The organism is Streptococcus sp. ELY_125 (genome assembly GCF_058314535.1).
Genome location: NZ_JBZFUM010000029.1, coordinates 1 through 20,433, shown reverse-complemented (window position 1 = coordinate 20,433; position 20,433 = coordinate 1). Strand labels below are relative to the sequence as shown.

Sequence of the window (20,433 nt, the reverse complement as noted above, 5' to 3'; positions counted from 1 at the left end):
AGCTTTCCCTAGATAACCTTTTAACCACTTTAACTTCACCACCTTGTCTCATTTGATTTTGGTATAAATAAAAAGGCCAGCTCGACAGTGATGCAGAGTTGGCCTTTTGAGATAGGATAAGAATTGCTTTTTTAGAGCTTATGATTGATGGATAAGCAAGCAGCTCAAGACTGAGTAAAGTAGCAGGGGAAAGCAGTTTAGAAGCCGTTTATAAGACCTTGTTCAAGCTATTCGGCAAATATATTTAGGACTAATAAAAGCTCTTTAATCATTATTGCCTTGCCATTTATTCATCCGTTGCTGGATCTCATGCAGACGTCCCTCGGCCTCCTGCTCAAAAATATTGAACTGGTAAGTCAGATCTGTCTTATAGTTTTTAATCTGTTTCAGCTCTTGCTGAATAATTTGTAAATTATCTTTGATATTGGTGACATCGGTCTGAGCTTTTTCCCAGATTTGAGCAGTTTCTATGAGAGTTCTTTTAATGGTATAGCGATGATAGTAGGCTTGATAAGCACCGTAGCCAGCTAGGCCCGAAAGTAAAAAGGTTTTCAGTCTCATTTAGTCACCTCACTTGCAATCGCTTGAGCCAGCTGCCCTAGTGCTTCAAAATCAGGTTCATGTTCAGTAAAGGTAATACCAATTTCATCTTGGTTGCTGTAACGAGGGATAATATGAACATGAGCGTGAAAAACACTCTGACCGGCGATTTCCTCATTATTATTGAGAATATTCAGCCCCTTAGCTCCTGTAGCAGTTTTAACAGCGCGTGCCAATTTTGGCAAGCGTTTAAATAAATCCGTCGCCACCTGCTCAGACATATCAAGCATATTTCGAACATGCTTTTTTGGAATAATCAAGGTGTGTCCCTTGGTCGTCTGCGAAATGTCCAGAAAGGCCAGAACCTTATCATCTTCATAAATCTTTGATGATGGGATTTCTCCCGCAATAATTTGGCAAAAAATACACTCGTCCATTTTAAATCCTCTCAATCTATAAGTACGTAAACTAGGCAGCTGCAGCAAAAGAAAAGATTGCATTAAGGTGGCAGAACCATTTTGCAGCCCTTTAGTCTCCAATTTGTTCATCAAATGATGTTTTTGTTATAATGATTATATCAAAAATTAGAGAGAACATTATGCTGAAAATAGAGAAGATGACCGGCGGTTACTTCAATCTGCCTGTCCTTAAGGAAATTTCTTTTGATGTACCGGATGGTCAATTGATTGGTCTGATCGGCCTCAATGGTGCTGGGAAATCAACAACTATTAAAGAAATTATCGGCCTTTTAACCCCTTATCAAGGTAGCGTCACGATTGATGGCTTGAGCCTGAATCAGGATCAGGCAGCCTACCGTCGAAAAATTGGCTTTATCCCTGAGACCCCCAGCCTGTATGAGGAACTGACCCTAAAGGAACATTTGGAAACGGTTGCTATGGCTTATGATATTCCGACTGACCAAGCGATGGAAAGAGCTGAGAAGCTTTTGGACCTCTTTCGTCTCACTGATAAGTTAGATTGGTTTCCAGTGAACTTTTCTAAAGGAATGAAGCAGAAGGTTATGATTATCTGTGCGCTTATTGTTAAACCGCGTCTACTGATTGTTGATGAACCCTTTCTTGGGTTGGACCCTGTGGCTATCAATGATTTAACTGATTTGTTAGCAGAAGAAAAGGCTAGGGGGACAGCCATCTTAATGTCTACTCATGTCCTAGACTCCGCTGAGAAAATGTGTGACTCCTTCGTTATTCTTCATCAAGGACAGATTCGTGCGCAGGGGACTTTGGCAGATTTGCGGAAGAATTTTGGTCAAGATGGTGCTAGTCTCAATGATATCTACATGACATTGACAAAAGAGGTTTAGGATGAAGGATATATTTGCCAAACGTCGCTTTGACTTTAACCAACAATGCATCAAGTACCTACGTTATGTCTTCAATGATCATTTTGTTATCGTGTTGTTTGTTCTTTTGGGCTTTCTTTTGGTCCAATACAGTAACCTCCTGCAGCACTTCCCTAAAAATCACTGGCCTATTCTGGTAGGATTAGGCGTATCCAGTGTATTGCTGCTGTGGTCAGGAAGAATAGCGACCTATCTAGAGCCAGCTGACCAGATTTTTTACCTACCTAAGGAGAAACAAATAGTTGGTCATATCAGGCAGGCTAGGCTACGCTCCTTTATACTTTGGGGGAGCGTGCAGACACTGTTTTTAGTACTCCTAGCTCCTCTTTTTCTAGCTTTAGGTCTTTCTAAACTAAGCTTTAGCATTTTCTTGATTCTCATGCTGCTGATCAAGGCAATCGTTCTAGCTTTCAAAAGCCGGAAATTAGTCAATCAAAATCGCCTCAATTGGACCGAAGCCATCCAGCAGGAGCAGGGACGTCGCCAGTCCATCCTTAAGTTTTACTCTCTTTTTACTAGAGTCAAGGGAATTTCCAGTCGAACAAAACGCCGTGCTTATCTAGATGGGCTGCTGGCTCGGCTACCCCGAAAGCACAGCAGTCTCTGGTCCAATCTCTACCTGAGAGCTTACCTACGCAGCGGTGATTACTTAGGACTTAGTCTACGTTTGCTGGCTCTCAGCCTTCTTAGTATAGGATTTATCCGAACAGGACTGATAGGGGTTGTTCTGTCACTTCTTTTCAATTATCTGTTACTCTTTCAATTATTGGCCCTCGCCAACCACTATGACTATCAGTATCTTACTCAGTTATTTCCCTTAGAAGCTGGGTTGCAAAAGCGTAATTTCAAGCAAGTTTTGAGAGGAATCCTTTATGTCATTTCTTTGATAGAAGTACTTGTTTTTCTAACTTTTGCTTTTTCTTGGCAAGGGTTAGTGCTCTTGTGCGGGCTGACCCTCTTCTTGGTAGAACTTTACTTGCCTTATAAATTGAAGAGGATGATTGACGAGGCTTGATAAAACAAGTAAAATAAGAAGACAATTAAGGCATCGAAATAAGCATTAATAGAAAGGGAGCTATTGTGACAACTACAGATTCAGATTTAACTTTAAAACCCTTGCGCGGTAAAAGCGGCAAGGCCTATGTTGGGACTTATCCCAATGGCGACCGCGTCTTCGTCAAAATGAATACAACACCAATCTTGGCTGCTCTGGCTAAGGAACAAATTGCCCCCCAGCTTCTATGGGCTAAGCGGATGTCGAATGGTGATGTTATGAGTGCACAAGAATGGCTGAATGGTCGCATTCTTAATAAGCAAGACATGGGCAGTAAACAAATCATCCAGATTCTTTTGCGTATGCACCGGTCAAGAACCTTGGTTAATCAGCTTTCCCAGCTTAACTATAAAATTGAGACGCCGAGAGATTTAGTCATTGATTGGGAAAACAATGTACCTGAGCAGCTGCGAGCGAATTCTTTTCTCCAGTCTATTGCTCAAGAACTCAAGGATGATTTGCCTGAGTTTGACCCTGAAAAAGCAACAATTGTCCATGGTGATTTACGCCACAGCAATTGGGTCATTACGACCAGTGGTTTAATCTATCTTGTCGACTGGGATTCTGTGCGCCTGACTGACCGTATGTACGATGTTGCTTACATGCTCAGCCACTATATTCCTTATACCCACTGGAGTGAATGGCTCAGCTACTATGGCTATAAAAATAATGACCTCGTCATGAAAAAAGTAGCCTGGTTCGGACAGCTGTCCTATTTGACCCAAGTGCTCAAGTGTTATGATGAAAATGATATGGAGCATGTTAATCAAGAAATTTACGATTTGCGTAAGTTTCGCGAGATAGTTGGTAAAAAGTAAAATGCGAGTAAGAAGACGTAAGGGTGCCGAGGAGCATCTCGCTAATAATCCTCAGATTGTTGTTTTAAGGCCTCAGGATGCCAAGGGAAACTGGCATAAAATTTTTGGCAATGCTAATCCCATCCACATTGAGGTAGGCTCAGGCAAGGGAGCTTTTATTGCAGGCATGGCGGCTGCTCACCCTGATATTAACTACATTGGAATTGATATTCAAGTATCAGTTCTCAGCCATGCCTTGGACAAGGTATTAGAGAGCAGGGCGGACAATATCCGCTTACTACGAGTCGATGGCTCCAGCTTAACTAATTATTTTGATGAGGAAGAAATTGACCTCCTTTACCTCAATTTTTCTGATCCTTGGCCCAAGAAAAAGCATGAAAAGCGCCGTCTAACCTATAAGAATTTTTTGGATTCCTACAAGCAGATTTTACCACCGCATGGCGAGATTCATTTTAAAACAGATAATCGTGGATTATTTGAGTATAGTCTCGCTAGCTTTTCGCAGTATGGCATGACCTTGCAAAAGGTTTGGCTGGATTTGCATGCCAGCAATTTTGAGGGAAATATAATGACTGAATATGAAGAAAAATTTTCTCAAAAAGGTCAGACTATCTATCGAGTTGAGGCTAGGTTTTAAAAAGTTTTTATGTTATAATGTCACTTGTGTGACATTTATAATGGAGAAGTCGCATAGTGGCCGAGTGCGCACGCTTGGAAAGCGTGTAGTCCTTAACGGGGCTCGGGGGTTCGAATCCCCTCTTCTCCTTGTTTTTAGGGTACGCCAGTGGCTTGTTATCTAAGTGCGGAGCACTTGATAACAAGGGTCAATCACTAGAGTGAATTAGAATTAGATTTCCCCTCTTGCTAACTCCGTTTGGTTAATAAGAGTGGCTATCCAAACTTCGTGTTGCTACAGTTCTAAAAATAAAAAGCGATTGGAATTTTAAGGGTCTAATGCCGTTTGTTTGAAAGCAAGGTGCCCCACCTAATGTTGAGCTTTTGGGCTGACTTTAGATAACAAGAGGCAAGGAGCCAGCGGATACAGTCAAAATGGAGATGTTAATGCAGAGCTTCCAAAAGCTCTAAGAATAGTAATTTTAGAGAAGTTAGTCTGCGTTTGAATACCCAGTAAGAGAAAGTGATATCCTTTCTGTTTAAGATTGAGCAGCCAGATATAGGGCCGTTGCGCTATCGGCATTCTACGGGCCCCTGAGATAATAGATGAGAAATCTAGATATTATCAGATTAATCCTGCTGCAGAAGCAGGTTTTGCTGTGAGATTTGAAAAAATTGGTTAAATATGGGCCTAAAGTGCATATTATCCTTGCAATCAAGGGGTTAACATGCTATACTATGCTCAAGAATACGAAAAGAAGGAGGCGGAGTTATGACTTCGCCTCTTATGTATTGATTTTGTTTTCCTTTGAAAACTAGAAAGAAGAGGAAGTTACTATCGCCAATCAAACTATTGTAGATACCGTGAGTGACTTGGTTAAACCAGTTATTCCTGAGCCTTTTGAACTGGTTGATGTGGTCTATGAAAAGATGGGTTCTGATTATGTTCTATCTATCTTGGTAGATAAGCCTGAAGGAATCACTGTAGATGACACGGCTGCCTTGACCGATATTATCAGTCCCCTGCTGGATACGATCAAACCAGATCCCTTTCCCAACCAGTATATGCTAGAGATCTCCAGCCCTGGCTTAGAGCGCCCTCTTAAGACCGCTGACAGTCTCAAGAGTGCTATTGGTTCTTATATCAATGTCAGTCTTTACAAAGCTATTGATAAAGTAAAAATTTTTGAAGGGGATTTAATTGCTTTTGACGGTGAAACTCTGACGATAACTTATATGGATAAGACTAGGCAAAAGACAGTCGAGATTCCTTATCAGACAGTGGCCAAGGCTAGGATGGCTGTTAGGCTTTAGGCTTAAAAGTGTTGAACCAACTATAAACGCGTTAAATTATACAACTAGAAAGGATAAGAGCTCGGCTAAAACAGCGAGCAACTATTGTTATGAGCAAAGAAATGCTAGAAGCCTTCCGTATTCTGGAAGAAGAAAAACATATTGATAAAAAAGATATTATCGACGCCGTCACAGAGTCATTGAAATCAGCCTATAAACGTCGCTATGGTCAGTCCGAGAGCTGTGAAGTAGAGTATAATGAAAAAACTGGTGATTTCCAAGTCTACAGTGTCCGCGAAGTCGTTGAAGAAGTCTTTGACAGCCGCTTGGAAATCAGTCTTGCCGAAGCTTTAAAGATTAGCTCTGCTTATGAACTAGGCGATAAAATTCGCTTTGAAGAATCTGTAAGGGAATTTGGACGTGTAGCTGCCCAGTCAGCTAAGCAAACCATCATGGAGAAAATGCGCCGTCAAATGCGTGAGATCACTTACAGTGAGTATAAAGAGCATGAAGGTGAAATTATGACAGGTACGGTTGAACGTTTTGACCAGCGTTTCATCTATGTCAATCTTGGTTCGATTGAAGCCCAATTATCTCATCAGGACCAAATTCCGGGTGAAACTTTCAAATCTCACGACCGCATTGAGGTTTACGTTTACAAGGTTGAGAATAACCCGCGCGGTGTTAACGTTTTTGTAAGTCGCAGCCATCCCCAATTCATCAAACGCATCATGGAACAAGAAATTCCCGAGGTTTTCGACGGTACTGTCGAAATCATGAGTGTCTCTCGCGAAGCAGGTGACCGTACCAAGGTTGCTGTCCGCAGTCACAATTCCAATGTTGATGCTATCGGTACCATCGTAGGTCGCGGTGGTGCTAATATCAAAAAGGTTATTAGTAAATTTCACCCAGTTCGTGTGGATACTAAGACAGGACTCGAAATTCCAGTGGAAGAAAACATTGATGTGATTCAGTGGGAGGAAGATCCAGCAGAATTTATCTATAATGCTATCGCCCCTGCTGAGGTGGATTATGTGATCTTCGATGATGAAAACAGCAAGCATGCCACTGTTGTGGTTCCTGATAACAAACTGTCACTAGCAATCGGACGTCGTGGGCAAAATGTCCGCTTGGCTGCCCACCTAACTGGTTACCGTATTGATATCAAGTCAGCCAGTGAGTACGAAGCAATGGAAGGTGAAAGTGAACAAACAGAAGAACTTTATGATCTTGATGCAGATTCTCTACTTTCGGATGGTGAAAGTTCGGCGGAAGATCTATCAGCTGAAACTGTTGCTCCAGTTGAAGTGATCGAAGAAGATCTATCGGCCGAAGAGCTGGAATAGGGATAGCTAAAGGATACAGATTAAAAAGTAAAGGAAGGTGTTTTATGCCAAAAACAAGAAAAATACCTTTGCGAAAATCAGTTGTTTCAGGGGAAGTTATCGATAAGCGGGATCTCCTTCGTATTGTTAAAAATAAGGAAGGAAAAGTTTTTATCGACCCGACAGGCAAACAAAACGGCCGTGGAGCCTATATTAAACTGGACAATGAGGAAGCCCAGTTAGCTAAGAAGAAGCGAGTCTTTAACCACAGTTTTTCTATGGCCGTTTCTGAGGAATTCTACGATGAATTGATTGCTTATGTAGATCACAAAGTCAAAAGAAGAGAGTTGGGCCTTGAATAAGCTAGAAAAATTAACGAACTTAGTTGGGATAGCTCAACGGGCTGGCTGTATTATCTCAGGTGAGGAACTAGTTATCAAAGCGTTGCAGAAGCACCAGACTAGACTAGTTTTTCTAGCTAATGACGCTGCCCCCAATCTTGAGAAAAAAATAACTGATAAATGTCACTACTACGATATAGAATTCTCCACAGTGTTTTCGGCACTGGAATTAAGCGTTGCTATCGGCCGTTCTCGTAAGGTTTTGGCCATCACAGACGCTGGATTTGCAAAGAAAATGAGGACTCTTATGGATTAAAGAATAGGAGGACAAGATTTGTCTAAGAAAAGATTATACGAAATTGCCAAGGAACTTGGCAAACCAAGTAAAGAGGTTGTTGAAAAAGCCAAAAGCTTGGGTTTGGATGTTAAGAGCCATTCCTCAAGCTTAGAAGAGGCGGATGCCCAACGCTTGACCAGCAGTTTTACCTCATTGGCTCCCAAAAGTGTAGCCCAGCAAGCTGCTTCAACTCAACCAGTTACAGCAAAAGCTGATGACAAAGAAACCGCTGCAGAGAAGTCAGCGCAAGCGACGACCGCACCAGAAGCTCAAAGACTTGCTACTAAAACAGCTCAGGACAAGAGCGCTTCTAAACCTGCTGCCAAGCCTAAAATCCGTAATTTCAAGGCTGAGCGTGAAGCTAGAGCAAAAGCAGAGGCAGAGCGCCGCCAAAACAAACAAAACGGCCGCAACAAAAACAATCGCCGTGATGGTCAAGACAATGAACGCCGCCGTGACAATCGTCAGGGAAATCGCGAAAATAACAATCGTCGCGATAATAATCGTAAGCAGCAAAATCAAGGGCCGCGTATCGACTTCAAAGCTAGAGCTGCTGCCTTAAAAGCTGAGCAAAATGCAGAGTACTCGCGAGAAAGCGAGAATCGTTTCCGTCAGGAACAGGAAAATAAGCAGCGAGTGGCTCAACAACAAGAGCAGGCTCGTCAAAGGAGACAGGCCAAAGAGGAAGCTTCTGCAATCGTAGCTCCTCCCATTCAGGCTAGTCCAGCCCCTGCTGCTGTGACTAAGCCGGCTCCTGCCAAGGATAACCGCCGTAAGAAGGGAAATCGGCCTGATAAATCGCGCGATTTTGCTAGCGAGAATGAAGACGGACCAAAGTCAAATAAAAATAAAAAGTGGAATAATCAAAACCAAGTGAGAAATCAACGAAACAGCAACTGGAACACTAATAAGAAAAATAAAAAAGGTAAGAATAACCGCAATAACAATACGGCTCCTAAGCCAGTAACAGAGCGGAAATTCCACGAATTGCCTAAGGAACTTGAGTATACAGAAGGGATGACTGTTGCAGACATCGCTAAACGTATTAAGCGTGAACCAGCTGAAATTGTCAAGAAGCTCTTCATGATGGGCGTGATGGCTACTCAAAATCAATCTTTGGATGGTGATACTATCGAGCTACTGATGGTTGATTATGGCATCGATCCGAAGAAAAAGATTGAAGTGGATGATGCAGATATTGAGCGTTTCTTTGTTGAAGAAGATTACCTCAATGAAGATCAGATGGTCGAACGGGCTCCTGTTGTGACTATTATGGGACACGTTGACCATGGTAAAACAACCTTGCTTGATACCCTGCGTAATTCACGTGTTGCTACAGGCGAAGCCGGTGGGATCACCCAGCATATCGGTGCTTATCAGATCGAAGCTGGTGGCAAGAAGATTACCTTCTTGGATACACCGGGACATGCTGCCTTTACTAGTATGCGGGCGCGCGGTGCTTCTGTTACTGATATTACTATTTTGATTGTGGCAGCTGATGATGGTGTCATGCCGCAGACCATCGAAGCCATCAACCATTCCAAGGCTGCTGGAGTACCAATTATCGTTGCCATTAACAAGATTGATAAGCCAGGTGCTAATCCTGAGCGCGTTATTGGGGAATTAGCTGAGCATGGTGTCATTTCTACGGCTTGGGGTGGTGATTCTGAATTTGTTGAAATTTCAGCGAAATTCAATAAAAATATTGATGAACTTTTGGAAACAGTACTCCTCGTTGCTGAAATTCAAGAGCTGAAGGCTGATCCGACAGTTCGCGCTATCGGTACGGTGATCGAAGCGCGTTTGGATAAAGGAAAAGGTGCTGTTGCCACCCTTCTGGTTCAGCAAGGAACGCTACATGTGCAAGATCCGATCGTTGTTGGTAATACGTTCGGTCGAGTTCGCGCTATGGCTAATGACTTAGGCCGCCGTGTCAAGTCTGCCCTGCCTTCTACACCAGTTTCTATCACTGGTCTTAACGAAGCGCCGATGGCTGGTGATCATTTCGCCGTCTATGCAGATGAAAAAGCTGCCCGTGCAGCTGGAGAAGAGCGTGCCAAGCGTGCCCTGCTTAAGCAACGTCAAGTTAATCATCGCGTTAGTCTGGAAAATCTCTTTGATACTCTTAAAGACAGTGAAGTTAAATCTGTTAATGTGATCATCAAAGCAGATGTTCAAGGATCTGTTGAAGCCCTCGCCTCGTCACTGCAAAAGATTGAAGTTGAGGGAGCTAAGGTAACGATTGTCCATTCGGCTGTCGGTGCTATCAACGAGTCGGATATTACATTGGCAGAGGCGTCTGATGCCGTCGTTATCGGATTTAATGTGCGTCCAACACCGCAGGCGCGTATGCAGGCAGAAAGTGATGAAGTTGAAATCCGTCTCCACAGCATCATCTACAAGGTAATTGAAGAAATTGAAGATGCCATGAAAGGCATGCTGGATCCTGAATATGAAGAAAGAATTATGGGAGAAGCGATCATTCGTGAAACCTTTAAAGTCTCTAAGGTTGGTACCATTGGTGGCTTTATGGTGACGAGCGGTAAAGTCACCCGCGAGTCCAGTGTTCGTGTGATTCGTGATGGTGTCGTTATTTACGATGGCAAATTAGCCAGTCTTCGTCACTTTAAGGATGATGTCAAAGAAGTTGGCAATGCCCAAGAAGGTGGCCTCATGATTGAAGGATATAATGATATCAAAGTTGATGATACCATTGAAGCCTATATCATGGAAGAAATTGAGCGCTAAGCCTCCAATCATTTAGAGAAAGGAGTGGGCACATGGCTAATTCATTTCGTACCGATCGGGTAGGTATGGAAATCAAACGTGAGGTCAATGAAATTCTGCAAAAGAAAGTACGGGATCCTCGTGTCTCTGGTGTAACCATCACCGATGTCCAAATGCTAGGAGATTTATCTATGGCCAAGGTCTACTACACCATTATGAGTGATCTAGCTTCGGATAATCAAAAGGCCCAAACTGGTCTGGAAAAAGCCAAGGGAACCATTAAGAGGGAACTTGGTAAGAACCTCCAAATGTATAAAATCCCAGATCTAACCTTTATCAAGGATGAATCTATCGCTTATGGGAATAAGATCGATCAGATGCTGCGCGATCTGGAGAAAAAAGGTTAAGCAAAAAAGTTTTGGGATAATTTTCCACGATGGCCTGGCCTCAGCCACAAAAGCATGTAATCCACAAAATTACGCATAAAAAATGATAGACTCCCCTCGTAGTGGATAGTGAAAAAACAAAAATTTCACTAGTATCCGCATCTATGAAGGGAGTTTTTGCGGTTTAAAGCATCAAATCGGTGGAAAAACTATCCCGGCTTTTAATTTTTAAGCACTCGGTTTAGAAGAGATAAGAGCAAAAGGTTGTTTTACCAGACTAAATTGTTAATGATGTATGTGTATTTTATCATGTAGATGATCAAATGAAAGAAATTTCCCAGTCTTGACGCCTGATATCTTTGAAAATTTTATTAGTTGCTTCAAATCTAGCGTTTGAGTAACTTAGCTCGAGCGGAAATCCTTTATCTTCAGGACAATTTAAACCATTGGCATTTTCATTTATCCTACGTTGGCAAGAGGTTCAGAGAAATAGACTTCTAGGCTGAGTTCTTATGTTAGTCTCTGATATTGTAGCAAAAGGGAAATCAGCCAACCGCTATGCATTAAAGGGAGGATTAAAGTATGAAAACTGGCTGTTTTTTTCCTAGCCCTTCTCTTATCCAGCGGATGATTTGACCCGAGTCCCAAAATAGAAAGAGGAGGGAAATTGGTTTCTGGGAAATTGTGATTTTTATCCTATTCCTATTTTATAGGTGATAGGATTGCTACCATGTGTTCTTGCTTTCCTATTTTCTCTGGAATGTTGGCTTGCCATCGATAGATTGTTGCTGAATTTTTCTTTTTTAAACAAAATAGTTTACAAACGTAAACAAACAGGATATAATATATCTACAAACGTAAATGAAAATATTTTGAAGGAGGCTGATATGATTTCAAATGCAGAATGGGAAGTCCTGCGAGTCGTCTGGACAAAAGGGCAGGTCACCAGTAAACAAATTATCGCTGTTTTGGCTAATAAGAAGGAGTGGTCAGAGTCCACTATCAAGACTTTGATCGGCCGTTTAGCTGACAAGGGCATTTTACTTAGCCGTCGCGAGGGACGCAGCTATCTTTATTGGACAGAAGTATCAGAAGATGATGCAAACCTAGCTTGCCTGAAAGGAGGGCTGGATAAGATTTGTGTCACCAAGCATACAGACCTTCTGGGAAAATTGCTAGTAGAAACACCCATGACGGCGCAAGATATCAAGACGCTGCAGGATATCTTATCCGCTAAACAGGTCGTTACCGAGGTAACCTGCGACTGCACACCTGGCCAGTGTCGCTGTCATGAAACTGGCGCAGCCTAAAATGAGTAAGGAGGTATTTTTATGGTTAAAGAAACCTATGTTGTCGATGGAATGGTCTGTGCAGCCTGCGCCGCTACTATCGAAGGAGCTGTCAAAAAATTAAAAGGTATAGAAAGTTGCGCTGTTAATCTAACTACTGAAAAGATGGCAGTGACCTACGATCAGCAACAACTAGATGCTGATCGGATAGCAAAAGCGGTTGCAGATTCAGGTTACAGTGCTCATGTTTTTGATGAAAAGAAAGATGCCAGCCAAGAAGAGCGAGAGCTAAAGCGCCTTGCCGGTATGAAAGTCCGCTTGATTTGGTCTGCAATTTTTACCCTTCCTCTCTTATATATATCAATGGGAAGTATGGTGGGACTGCCCCTGCCACAGATTTTAGACCATCACTCTCATCCGCTGGTTTTTGTTCTGAGTCAGCTTCTATTAACAGTACCAGTTATGGTATTGGGCTGGCACTTTTACAGATCAGGATTTAAATCTTTGAGCAAGGCCCATCCTAATATGGATAGCCTAGTTGCAGTAGCAACCAGCGCAGCCTTTCTTTACAGTCTTTACAGCACCTACCATGTGATTTTGGGACATCATCACCACATCCATCAGCTCTACTTCGAGTCTGTTGCGGTTATTTTGACTCTGATTACTCTCGGAAAGTTTTTTGAAACTCTTTCTAAGGGTCGTACCTCTGAAGCCATTAAAAAACTCATGCACCTTTCGGCTAAAGAAGCCTTGGTGATCCGAGATAATCAGGAAATACTGCTGCCTATTGAGGAGTTGGTCATTGGTGATCGCGTTTTAGTTAAACCGGGTGAAAAAATTCCAGTCGACGGTCAAATAGTGACTGGTCAATCCTCAATTGATGAGTCTATGCTGACGGGAGAATCTATCCCTGTTGAAAAAACTGTCGGTGATCAAGTTTATGGTGGGTCTATTAATAGTCAGGGAGCTTTAACCGTTCAGGCTGAAAAATTGGGTAAAGATACTCTGCTTTCACAGATTATTCAGTTAGTAGAGGAGGCGCAAGAAACCAAGGCACCGATTGCTAAAATTGCCGATCAGGTTTCAGGTATCTTCGTACCGATTGTTATGGGGATTGCCCTTGTAACAGGGCTAGTCTGGTTCTTTATCGGCGGAGAGTCCTTTACCTTTGCCCTGACTGTGGCTGTCAGTGTTTTAGTGATAGCCTGTCCTTGTGCCCTAGGGTTGGCCACACCAACCGCAATTATGGTTGGGACAGGTCTGGCAGCTGAACACGGAATCCTTTTCAAATCTGGTGATAGTCTTGAATTGGCACACCAAGTTGATACCATTGTTTTTGACAAGACAGGAACATTGACCCAAGGAAAACCAGAGTTGCTATCGCTTTACAGCTATGCAAGTGATGTCAATCAAGCATCGTTGCTGACTGTCTTAGCAAGTCTAGAGGTCAATTCTAGCCACCCTATCAGTTCAGCAATTGTTGCTAAGGCTAAAGAAGATCAGCTTCAGTTATTAGATGTAGAGCAGTTTGAGAACCTAGCTGGTTTTGGACTTAAAGGCCAAATCAATGGGCAAGAGTGGCTAGTTGGTAATAAAAATCTGATGGAGCAGGCCTCTATTGATCTCACCCCAGCTCGCTCTGATTTTGATTTGTTGACACAGCAAGGACAGACTCCAATCTACGCTGCCAGTCAAGGACAGTTAATGGGGTTATTAGGAGTGGCTGATCAGCTTAAGCCAGACAGTCAGGAAGCTTTGAGCCAGCTGAAAGAACGTGGCTTTGACCTTGTTATGCTAACAGGAGATAATGAACAAACGGCGCAAGCTATCGCTCAAAAGGCTGGACTCGACCACGTGATTAGTCAAGTGCTTCCTGATCAAAAAGCCCAAACGATCAGTGATTTACAAGCTCAGGGCAAAAAAGTCGCCATGGTCGGTGATGGGATCAATGATGCGCCAGCTTTAGCAACAGCCGATGTTGGCTTAGCTATGGGCGCTGGTACCGATATCGCTATTGAATCAGCTGATGTCGTGCTAATGAAGCCTGATTTAATGGACGTTGCTAAGGCTATGACGGTCAGTCAGGCTACTATTAAAGCCATTAAGGAAAATCTTTTTTGGGCTTTTATCTATAATATTTTAGCTATTCCCGTAGCCATGGGTGTGTTATACTTATTTGGAGGACCACTTCTGAATCCTATGCTAGCAGGTCTTGCCATGAGCTTTAGCTCGGTTTCAGTAGTTCTCAATAGCCTTCGCCTAAAGTATCGAAGAGTATAATACGTGGGGGAACAGCAATGGGGTACAATCACCAAAGCAGACATCATCAATCTGAAAAAGCTATTTTAGGCTCTTTTCTTCTAAATTTCGGCTTTGCGACTGCGGAGTTCGTTTTTGGGACCCTCTTTAACTCCAGTGCTATCTTAGCAGATGCTGTTCATGATACTGGTGATGCCCTAGCTATCGGCTTATCTTGGTTATTTGAGAAGATTGCAACTAAAAGGTCTGATGATCGTTACACTCTGGGCTACGATCGATTTAGCCTTTTAGGAGCTATGATCACGGCAACGATCTTGATTGCTGGGTCTATTGCTGTCCTTGTAGAAAATATTCCCAAGCTTTTCCACCCCCAAATTGTCAATGCTCAGGGTATGCTTTGGCTGGGCATCATCGCTATTGCGGTGAATCTGTCGGCTCAAAATCTGCTCAGTCGGGGAAAGAGTGAACATGAGAGAATTTTAAGTCTGCACTTTTTAGAGGATACCTTGGGGTGGTTTGCAGTAATCCTTGTTTCTATCCTGCTCCATTTTACCGATTGGTATATTCTCGATCCGCTGTTATCACTGGCTATCTCTCTCTTCATTCTCAGCAAGGCCATCCCGCGCTTTGTTAAAAAAATATAGGGATTTTTCTTGAAGCATCCCCAAGAGATATAGATATGTTGACAATACGTCAGGCTATTGCGGACTTAGAGGAAGTTAAAGCCGTCCCCCAATTTAACATCTGGTCCATAGATGGTAGGCAGCATGTCGCCATGATTCATATTATCTTATCGGATCGGCAGGATGAAAAATTAGTCAAGGATAAGATCCATCACCTTCTGGAAAATTATCAGGTCGTACAATCGGCTATCGAATGTGATGATAGTAGCTTTGAACATGACCATCATTGTCCACCTGATGAGATTAAATAATTATAGGTAAAAAATCAAAAAATGACTATAGCCATAGCATCCTCGTTCCCTATTCCCTCAAATAGCTTAAAGTCTCAAAACTTCACCATTGAATTTTTACAAGCTGTGCAAAGAGAAAAAACGACCACAGTTTGAGCTCTTACAGGAATAATGATGGAGTAGGAGTATAATTTTCTTAAAATTTTTAGTGATTCATCGTTAGGTCCTCTGTTTTTTGGAGTGCTTAACGGTTTAATGAGCTTGCGTTTGGTTAGTGAAATTGATTAACCAAACGCAGTTAGAGGGAGAGGTAGCCAAGCCACCCTAGTGATTGGCATTTGCTTTCAAGTACGGAGCGCTTAGCTATCACCCCTCTACCATACTCTTATATATAAAGGAGTTTATCATGTCAAAAACGTATCAAGTATCAGGAATGAAATGTGATGGCTGCGCTAAAACAGTCACTGACAAACTGTCAGCAGTTAAAGGCGTCGAGTCAGCTACTGTTAATCTTGAAAAAAATCAGGTCACCATTGAAGGCAAAGCTTGGAAATGGTCACTGAAAAATGCTTTGAAAGGAACAAATTATCAATTAGGCAGTGAAATTTAATTCTCGTAGCAAATATTTGGCAAAGCCATCTTTTTCCGATAGAATGGCACTATAATCAAAAGAAATGGAGATCTTATTATGGCAGAAGTCGTAACTGATAAAACCTTTGAAGAAGAAACAGCCCAAGGCCTTGTCCTTGTAGATTTTTGGGCAACATGGTGCGGCCCTTGTCGCATGCAATCACCAATCTTGGAACAAATGTCTGAAGAGTATGATGAAGACGAATTGCGCGTCCTTAAAATGGATGTTGATGAAAATCCAGAAACAGCTCGTAAATTTGGTATCATGTCGATTCCTACCCTTCTCTTCAAAAAAGATGGTCAAGTGGTTAAACAAGTAGCAGGTGTTCATACCAAAGACCAAATCAAGCAAATTCTAGCTGAAGTAGGATAACTATAAAACAGCGGACCTTACGGGCACGCTGTTTTTGCTGAGTGTATAACTGCCAGTTATACCTAGCAAGTATAATATCTATAAACATTAGGTATTTGATTATGGCTGGTCAAACTGTTACACTAAATGAAAACTAACATAGTTAAGGAGTAAAACATGAAAACTGCTATTTTTGAAAAAGCCGGTCAAATGATCGTAGAAGAAGCACCAATGCCAACGATTCAGGCCACTGATGATGCCATTATTAAAATTGTTCGTGCCTGTGTATGCGGTTCAGATCTTTGGTCATATTCACACGGCGATGAACGCGAGGAACACTCTGTAAACAGTGGTCACGAAGCACTTGGCATCGTCCAAGAAGTAGGACCTGATGTCATTAATGTCAAACCAGGTGACTTTGTTATCGTCCCATTTACCCATGGCTGTGGTGAATGTGATGCTTGTCGTTCTGGATTTGATGGTACTTGTGATAACCATCCAGCACCAACTAACTGGGGCGGCGGTTTTCAATCTGAGTACCTTCGATTCCACTATGCTAACTGGGCTCTCATCAAGGTGCCTGGTCAGCCATCAGACTATTCAGAAGGCATGATTAAGTCACTTTTGACTCTTGCTGACGTTATGCCAACAGGCTACCACGCAGCACGGGTTGCTCATGTCGCTCCCGGTGATAGAGTTGTTGTTATTGGTGATGGTGCTGTTGGTCAATGTGCGGTTATTGCTGCTAAAATGCGCGGAGCTTCCCAGATTGTTCTAATGAGCCGTCACGAAGACCGCCAACAAATGGCCTTGTCTTCTGGTGCAACTGCTATTGTTGCGGAACGCGGAGAAGAAGGCATTGCTAAGGTTCGTGAAATTCTTGGTGGCGGGGCAGACGTTGCTCTGGAATGTGTCGGTACAGAAGGTGCACTCGAGCAAGCTCTCGGTGTCCTACATAATGGCGGCCGTATCGGCGCTGTCGGCGTGCCTCATTATGGCGATCATCGCATTGGTTCAACCTTTGCTCAAAACATCTCAATCGCAGGTGGTTCAGCATCTGTTACGACCTATGACAAGCAAATCTTGCTCAAGGCTGTTTTGGATGGCGATATCAACCCGGGTAAAGTCTTCACAGACACCTATAGCCTAGATGACATTAACCAAGCCTATCGTGATATGGCGGATCGCAAAGCTGTTAAATCAATGCTGGTAGTGGCGGAATGAAACAAGAGAGCGGGCAGAAATCAATCATTCGAAGAATTTGATTGTCCTCGCTTCCTTTCCAAGATAAAGATATCCCACCAGCAGTGGTTCATTGCTGCTAAAGCATCTAATGAACTGTTCAGGAGAAAGACTTCTTGGCTTTGTCAACAAGTCTTTCTTCCAATCACTGCGCCTAGCAAATAAATAAGGCTGAGAACTTTTGTCTCAGTCTCTTAGGGACACTAAGTCAGTGTCCTTTTTTCTTTTTGCGGCGCTTTTCCTGCTTGAGCTGAAACTGTCTCTCCTTATATTCCTGCCGCTTTTGCCGTTTGGAGGCTTTCTTTTCCAGTTTCAGCAGCTCATGGCTAGCCTGCATGGCCTGTTGAGCCTTAGAGGATAGGGCAGGCTGTTTCATCTGCTTGCTAATTTCCCTTTGCATTCGCTTAGGATTGATGGATTTATGCACAAGAGATGTATCTGGTTCAACGTTAACTAGGCCCAGCCTTTCTTGTTTTTGCATCCACTGGGTCAAATGAAGATAGATAAAATCAAGAATCTCGCTGTCCTTGGGTTCCTTGCCAAAGGGATAGCGAAAGGCTTGATAACCCAGCTGTCTGTCCTGATATTCAATCAAACCAAACCAGAAACTGCCGTCAAAAAATACTGTCATTTTCATGCCAGCCCTCCAAAAAATAAATTTTGATAAGGGACGACCGGAGGGAAGGTTACTGACACTTGTTGAAGATAAGCAAAAGCAATGATCAAGCATGACGGTTGCCCACTGCTGGAAATTTCTAGACCTGACTTGAAAACTCTCCAAGTTTATCATTCCACAAGTGCTTGCAGACTACCCAACTGCAACGTGTTTTTATATCATATGGCAGTATTATAACACTTTAGTTTGTATTTTTCTCATAAGCTTGAATCATTTTTTTCTGTGGTGTTGCCATAGGATAATTATCAAAATTTTGAGGAATTACCCAACACAAGTCTCTATCTCCCTTTAAGTCTGCTTGGTTAACTCGCCCTTCCAGCAACTGGATTTGCCATTTTTGATGGCTAAAAGTGTGTTTGACAAGAGGAAACTCTTTTTGAGACCAGACGGGCTTAAGACCGTAGTCCTCTTCAAAAAACTTCTGCAAAGAAACAGTTTCCAAAACTTGCTCGCTATCGTCTTCAAAGAGGTTGAGTTGCTTGGCTAGAAGCTGAGTTTCCATCAGCGGGAAAGACCAGAAACCAGCTAGAAGACCTGCTCCTTGATTCTTCTCCAGGAGAAATTGCCCTTGCTGATTCCGGATAACAAAGGCTTGTAAAAGCAGCGGCCTAGGCTTTTTCTTAGGCAATTTAATGGGATATTTGGCATAAGTTCCATGCAAGTAGGCAGCACTGAAGGCTCGAACGGGGCTCTCGTCAGGTCTAGGGTTTTTAGCAGATTCAATATCCGTTCCCAGATCCATCAGAGCCTGATTAAAGTCGCCAGGTCGCTCAGGATCAATCAGTTCTTCCATAATGGCCCGGAAGATTTTACGATTGCTGGGATTGCCAATATCATAATCTACTTCAAAGAGACGAGCCATAACCCGCATGACATTGCCATCCACAGCAGGCTCTGGTAAGTCAAAAGCAATACTGGCAATAGCACCTGCAGTATAGGGGCCGATGCCTTTTAGTGAAGCAATCTCATCGTAACTCTGTGGAAATTCTCCGCCAAAGTTCCCCACAATCTGCTGGGCAGCTACCTGCATATTACGAACACGAGAATAATATCCTAACCCTTCCCAAGCTTTGAGTAATTTCTCCTCGGGAGCTTGGGCTAGATCCTCAACTCTTGGGAACCAGTCTAAAAATCTCAAGTAATAAGGGATAACTGTCTGAACCTGAGTCTGTTGGAGCATAATTTCAGAAATCCAGATATAGTAGGGATTTTTAGTCCGCCGCCAAGGCAGATCGCGCTTTTCCCTGTCGTACCACTCTAGGAGGGTTCGTCTAAAGGCGGAAATCGTAGGTTGATCCCACATCTCAATACCGTAATCTTTTAAATCAAGTTTTTTAACCATATAAAGATTATAGCAAAATTCTCTTTGGTCTCTAAAATAGAGTACTTCAATAAAACGAAAAACATAATAAAAATCGAAGAAACACTTGACAAAAGAAAACGCTTACATTATAATTAAGATGTAATCGAGATAAGACTTAATCAAGGAGGAAACCCTTATGATTAGATTGAATATTTCACGGTACAAGAATGGTGACAGTTGCCTATAGATGGTAGGCAGACTAAATAATTTTACACAGAGTTACAGCCGGAAGTGTGAGATGTTGTGTTATGGGGTGATTAGAATGCTTAACATGAATATATCTCGGTATAAAAACGGTGACTAGCTAGATATCTAACTTGCATTCAAGGAGCGTTAGGGAGACTTAAAGCTTGCAAAAGTGCCGGAGGTAGGGCTTATGTTGATGTTTGATATAGGTCGCTATAAAAATGGGGATTTCTTAGTTGTTGCGTAGAATAGCTAAAGGAGTGGTTCCCATGCCAAATTGAGAGTATAGCCTATGATAAACTGAGGTGGTTGTATGCTTATGTATAATCAAGGTCGTTACAAAAACGGAGACATTTGGGTTCGCTGCATAAAATAGCGCAAGGGGTGAAACCGATGTAATACAGAAAAAAAGTAGGTTATAAACAACTATTATCAAGAGAGGTAATACTATGGTAAAGATGAATTTAAGCCGTTATAAAAACGGTGACAAGAATTTCTATTAACCTCCTTATGAGAATAGAAAGGCCGTGATGCCCGTGACAGATATTGAATCATACTATTAAAATCCGATTCTAGGTGTGCAGGAATCGGATTTTTTTGGCTCTTTGTCAACTGTAGTGGGTGACTTATCATGAACAACGAGAGAGGACCGGCTTGGTCTTCTTTTTTGTTAGGTTTAAAGCGAGATAAATCCGTTTTTTAAAGTTGTCAAAGTTCCGATAGC

The 20,433-nt window shown here is 42.5% G+C and carries 19 protein-coding genes, 1 tRNA gene and 1 pseudogene; 17 read left to right on the top strand and 4 right to left on the bottom strand.

Features of this window, described 5'->3' with window-relative positions; all coding sequences use genetic code 11:
• Positions 1-264: 264 nt before the first annotated feature.
• The gene (locus AC4HAL_RS10135) at positions 265-561 is read right to left on the bottom strand and encodes a hypothetical protein (protein WP_491094060.1); all 297 of its coding nucleotides are present in this window, start codon (positions 559-561) and stop codon (positions 265-267) included.
• Positions 558-977, bottom strand: coding sequence for an HIT family protein (locus tag AC4HAL_RS10130; RefSeq protein WP_491094059.1), 420 nt, complete (start codon positions 975-977; stop codon positions 558-560). Before AC4HAL_RS10130 ends, AC4HAL_RS10135 begins: the two co-directional genes overlap by 4 nt.
• A gap of 161 nt (positions 978-1,138) precedes the next feature.
• Here AC4HAL_RS10130 and AC4HAL_RS10125 point away from each other — a divergent pair, with 161 nt between their 5' ends.
• The 17 genes and pseudogenes from AC4HAL_RS10125 to AC4HAL_RS10045 all read left to right on the top strand — a co-directional run bounded on the left by AC4HAL_RS10125 (position 1,139) and on the right by AC4HAL_RS10045 (position 17,466).
• Positions 1,139-1,864: an ABC transporter ATP-binding protein gene (locus AC4HAL_RS10125; RefSeq protein ID WP_447452734.1), complete on the top strand. Its 726-nt coding sequence runs from the start codon at positions 1,139-1,141 to the stop codon at positions 1,862-1,864.
• 1 nt (position 1,865) lies between these two features.
• Positions 1,866-2,918 carry an ABC transporter permease gene (locus AC4HAL_RS10120; protein WP_491094058.1) on the top strand — a complete coding sequence of 351 codons (1,053 nt, stop codon included), beginning with the start codon at positions 1,866-1,868 and terminating at the stop codon, positions 2,916-2,918.
• A gap of 65 nt (positions 2,919-2,983) precedes the next feature.
• Positions 2,984-3,775: a cell cycle regulator CcrZ gene (gene ccrZ, locus AC4HAL_RS10115; protein ID WP_491094057.1), complete on the top strand. Its 792-nt coding sequence runs from the start codon at positions 2,984-2,986 to the stop codon at positions 3,773-3,775.
• A 1-nt stretch (position 3,776) separates the two neighbouring features.
• A complete protein-coding gene (gene trmB / locus AC4HAL_RS10110) occupies positions 3,777-4,412 on the top strand; it encodes a tRNA (guanosine(46)-N7)-methyltransferase TrmB (RefSeq protein ID WP_491094056.1) in 636 nt (211 codons plus the stop codon).
• A gap of 42 nt (positions 4,413-4,454) precedes the next feature.
• Positions 4,455-4,541: transfer RNA gene (locus AC4HAL_RS10105), tRNA-Ser, on the top strand.
• A 686-nt stretch (positions 4,542-5,227) separates the two neighbouring features.
• On the top strand, positions 5,228-5,704 hold the full coding sequence (rimP, locus tag AC4HAL_RS10100) for a ribosome maturation factor RimP (RefSeq protein ID WP_491094068.1): 477 nt from the start codon (positions 5,228-5,230) through the stop codon (positions 5,702-5,704).
• 89 nt (positions 5,705-5,793) lie between these two features.
• Positions 5,794-7,029, top strand: a complete 1,236-nt coding sequence (gene nusA / locus AC4HAL_RS10095; protein WP_491094055.1) for a transcription termination factor NusA — start codon at positions 5,794-5,796, stop codon at positions 7,027-7,029.
• Between the two features lie 44 nt (positions 7,030-7,073).
• Positions 7,074-7,370, top strand: a complete 297-nt coding sequence (rnpM, locus tag AC4HAL_RS10090; RefSeq protein ID WP_447452729.1) for an RNase P modulator RnpM — start codon at positions 7,074-7,076, stop codon at positions 7,368-7,370.
• Positions 7,363-7,665, top strand: coding sequence for a YlxQ-related RNA-binding protein (locus AC4HAL_RS10085; protein WP_491094054.1), 303 nt, complete (start codon positions 7,363-7,365; stop codon positions 7,663-7,665). The genes rnpM and AC4HAL_RS10085 overlap by 8 nt, the downstream gene beginning before the upstream one ends.
• Positions 7,666-7,683: 18 nt before the next feature.
• Entirely contained in the window at positions 7,684-10,434 is a 2,751-nt protein-coding gene (gene infB, locus AC4HAL_RS10080; RefSeq protein WP_491094053.1) for a translation initiation factor IF-2, read from the top strand.
• A 32-nt stretch (positions 10,435-10,466) separates the two neighbouring features.
• On the top strand, positions 10,467-10,820 hold the full coding sequence (gene rbfA / locus AC4HAL_RS10075) for a 30S ribosome-binding factor RbfA (RefSeq protein WP_491094052.1): 354 nt from the start codon (positions 10,467-10,469) through the stop codon (positions 10,818-10,820).
• A gap of 866 nt (positions 10,821-11,686) precedes the next feature.
• The gene (locus tag AC4HAL_RS10070) at positions 11,687-12,109 is read left to right on the top strand and encodes a CopY/TcrY family copper transport repressor (RefSeq protein WP_491094051.1); all 423 of its coding nucleotides are present in this window, start codon (positions 11,687-11,689) and stop codon (positions 12,107-12,109) included.
• 21 nt (positions 12,110-12,130) lie between these two features.
• Positions 12,131-14,368, top strand: coding sequence for a heavy metal translocating P-type ATPase (locus tag AC4HAL_RS10065; protein ID WP_491094050.1), 2,238 nt, complete (start codon positions 12,131-12,133; stop codon positions 14,366-14,368).
• 17 nt (positions 14,369-14,385) lie between these two features.
• Positions 14,386-15,281, top strand: a pseudogene (locus AC4HAL_RS10060) (cation diffusion facilitator family transporter).
• Positions 15,282-15,666: 385 nt separating this feature from the next.
• A complete protein-coding gene (copZ, locus tag AC4HAL_RS10055; protein WP_491094049.1) occupies positions 15,667-15,870 on the top strand; it encodes a copper chaperone CopZ in 204 nt (67 codons plus the stop codon).
• 78 nt (positions 15,871-15,948) lie between these two features.
• Entirely contained in the window at positions 15,949-16,263 is a 315-nt protein-coding gene (gene trxA / locus AC4HAL_RS10050) for a thioredoxin (protein WP_447452722.1), read from the top strand.
• Positions 16,264-16,419: 156 nt separating this feature from the next.
• Positions 16,420-17,466: an alcohol dehydrogenase catalytic domain-containing protein gene (locus AC4HAL_RS10045; protein ID WP_491094048.1), complete on the top strand. Its 1,047-nt coding sequence runs from the start codon at positions 16,420-16,422 to the stop codon at positions 17,464-17,466.
• 226 nt (positions 17,467-17,692) lie between these two features.
• Here the strand turns inward: AC4HAL_RS10045 and AC4HAL_RS10040 are convergent, their stop codons facing one another.
• Complete coding sequence (locus AC4HAL_RS10040; RefSeq protein ID WP_491094047.1) at positions 17,693-18,121, bottom strand: YjdF family protein; 429 nt, start codon at positions 18,119-18,121, stop codon at positions 17,693-17,695.
• Positions 18,122-18,341: 220 nt separating this feature from the next.
• Positions 18,342-19,502: an A/G-specific adenine glycosylase gene (gene mutY / locus AC4HAL_RS10035; RefSeq protein ID WP_491094046.1), complete on the bottom strand. Its 1,161-nt coding sequence runs from the start codon at positions 19,500-19,502 to the stop codon at positions 18,342-18,344.
• Between the last annotated feature and the right edge of the window lie 931 nt (positions 19,503-20,433).

Coding starts and splice junctions, on each gene's coding strand:
- AC4HAL_RS10135 (WP_491094060.1), bottom strand. CDS start 561: ATGAGACTGAAAACCTTTTTACTTTCGGGCCTAGCTGGCTACGGTGCT.
- AC4HAL_RS10130 (WP_491094059.1), bottom strand. CDS start 977: ATGGACGAGTGTATTTTTTGCCAAATTATTGCGGGAGAAATCCCATCA.
- AC4HAL_RS10125 (WP_447452734.1), top strand. CDS start 1,139: ATGCTGAAAATAGAGAAGATGACCGGCGGTTACTTCAATCTGCCTGTC.
- AC4HAL_RS10120 (WP_491094058.1), top strand. CDS start 1,866: ATGAAGGATATATTTGCCAAACGTCGCTTTGACTTTAACCAACAATGC.
- trmB (WP_491094056.1), top strand. CDS start 3,777: ATGCGAGTAAGAAGACGTAAGGGTGCCGAGGAGCATCTCGCTAATAAT.
- nusA (WP_491094055.1), top strand. CDS start 5,794: ATGAGCAAAGAAATGCTAGAAGCCTTCCGTATTCTGGAAGAAGAAAAA.
- rnpM (WP_447452729.1), top strand. CDS start 7,074: ATGCCAAAAACAAGAAAAATACCTTTGCGAAAATCAGTTGTTTCAGGG.
- rbfA (WP_491094052.1), top strand. CDS start 10,467: ATGGCTAATTCATTTCGTACCGATCGGGTAGGTATGGAAATCAAACGT.
- AC4HAL_RS10070 (WP_491094051.1), top strand. CDS start 11,687: ATGATTTCAAATGCAGAATGGGAAGTCCTGCGAGTCGTCTGGACAAAA.
- AC4HAL_RS10065 (WP_491094050.1), top strand. CDS start 12,131: ATGGTTAAAGAAACCTATGTTGTCGATGGAATGGTCTGTGCAGCCTGC.
- copZ (WP_491094049.1), top strand. CDS start 15,667: ATGTCAAAAACGTATCAAGTATCAGGAATGAAATGTGATGGCTGCGCT.
- trxA (WP_447452722.1), top strand. CDS start 15,949: ATGGCAGAAGTCGTAACTGATAAAACCTTTGAAGAAGAAACAGCCCAA.
- AC4HAL_RS10045 (WP_491094048.1), top strand. CDS start 16,420: ATGAAAACTGCTATTTTTGAAAAAGCCGGTCAAATGATCGTAGAAGAA.
- AC4HAL_RS10040 (WP_491094047.1), bottom strand. CDS start 18,121: ATGAAAATGACAGTATTTTTTGACGGCAGTTTCTGGTTTGGTTTGATT.
- mutY (WP_491094046.1), bottom strand. CDS start 19,502: ATGGTTAAAAAACTTGATTTAAAAGATTACGGTATTGAGATGTGGGAT.